At 35.8% G+C, this 1629-nt stretch carries 1 protein-coding gene; it reads right to left on the reverse strand.

The window, feature by feature from the left end; all coding sequences use genetic code 11:
* Positions 1 to 152: 152 nt before the first annotated feature.
* Positions 153 to 1541, reverse strand: coding sequence for an IS4 family transposase (locus tag A6K76_RS06260; protein ID WP_066463184.1), 1389 nt, complete (start codon positions 1539 to 1541; stop codon positions 153 to 155).
* Between the last annotated feature and the right edge of the window lie 88 nt (positions 1542 to 1629).

The raw sequence follows: 1629 nt of genomic DNA on the forward strand, positions 1-1629 counted from the left end.
ATAGCCATCAAGTTTACCCATTCGATTCATTTCTTCAAAATGAATCGAATGGGTTTTATGTTATTTAAACACGTTGAAAACACCTATACATCCATTTTCTTGAAAATATAGGTGTGTTTTTATAGCTACTAAAACGGTTATATAAAGAGTAGTTATTGGAGAGTGCCAATCAGTTGTTGGAAAGTAGGTTTACCTTTTTTCCTGGATTTAATGCCATTCCTTTCTAGTTGGTGGAAAATACGAATGAGCGCTTGGACAACTGATTCGGTACTTTCTTTCATGGCTAAATAGATGTCAACTAGGTTATCGAAAAACAGTTCGATTCCTTTCATTTCACTTAACTCTTTTTGAGATTTCTCCCACAATATATACCGCATTTGATAAGTAATCATCGTACATAAAATGACGCGAATGAGTTGACTATAAAAATAACAGATAAACCGCTCGATTTTCATGGGCTTACAAGATACTAAATTCATCGTAGATTTCCAAACTTTAAAGAATAGTTCGATTTGCCAGCGAAGCGAATAAATTTGATAAATTTCGTCTTTCTCTATTTCGATTGGCAAATTGGTTATATACATGCCGTAAGCACTCATTTCCTTTGTTTTTTCTTTATAATGTCTACCTTTCACACGTTCAATTTCATTCATTCGTGCGAGACGTTTCTCCTGTTGAGCTGATGTGAAATGACAGATCACCAAACGAACAGGCATCTTCACGTTCGCCTTCCCTACATAAAATCCCTCAAACTCTTTCGTTTCATTTAGTGGAACCGTTTCGGCTAATGCTTGGATCGTCTGTCGATGAAACTCGGTATTTTTTACGATTTTTCCATTTTGATAGTACGACGGCGTTGCGTTTTTCGTATAGACAATCGCATTATTGCGTAATCTCGAAATAAAATAACGCTGGCCTTTGGTGTTTAACTTATCCAACTCCTCTAAATTGAAATAACCTAAATCCCGTAAAATCAGTTCTTTTGGCTGTATCGTTTGACTAAGTTGATTGCCTGTTTTAGCATCATGCACACGACCTGGTTCAAAATGGGCGTGCGTAAATTGTCCGCTTAATAATTCAAATTCAATTTGAAATTTAACCGAGGTACAGCCTGTTCCAGGAAACCAGTCTGCGTATGCATCTGGGATTTGAAAAGCTGTAGAATCCAAGACACGAATCTTTTCGAAAATGGTAGAGTATTTCATTAGTTTTTGAAAAGAGTGCAGACATTTCGTTTGAAGAAGTCGCTCGAAAATCGCTTGTAAAAAAACGACGGTTCGCCAGTTAAAACGTTGATTAAGTCCTTCAGCCGAAATTTCTTTTCCTGTTACTTTTTCTAAATGAGTGCTTAATTTTTCTAATGAGGACTTACTTAAATGTTTGCTTGAAAAAACAAATAATAATAAGCTATCCATCGCCGTTAATTTACGTGTTCGTTGAATGAATTTTGTATCGATTGCAAGCTGCGTAATCGTTTCAGCTGAAAATTGTGTCAGAAGTTGTTGGTGAAGTAATTTCATTTCTTGGTGTAAGGGCATCATAAAAAACGCCACCTTTCTTAGAAGTTACTAAGTAGGTAGCGCTTTTCTTCATTTTTCAAACATATTTTCTTAACTTGATGGCTATGGG

The sequence above is a fragment of the Caryophanon latum genome, from assembly GCF_001700325.1.
In the GTDB taxonomy this organism is placed as follows: Bacteria; Bacillota; Bacilli; order Bacillales_A; family Planococcaceae; genus Caryophanon; species Caryophanon latum.

Excerpts from the sequence above, each read along its gene's own strand:
- A6K76_RS06260 (WP_066463184.1), bottom strand. The coding sequence starts at position 1,541 with ATGATGCCCTTACACCAAGAAATGAAATTACTTCACCAACAACTTCTG.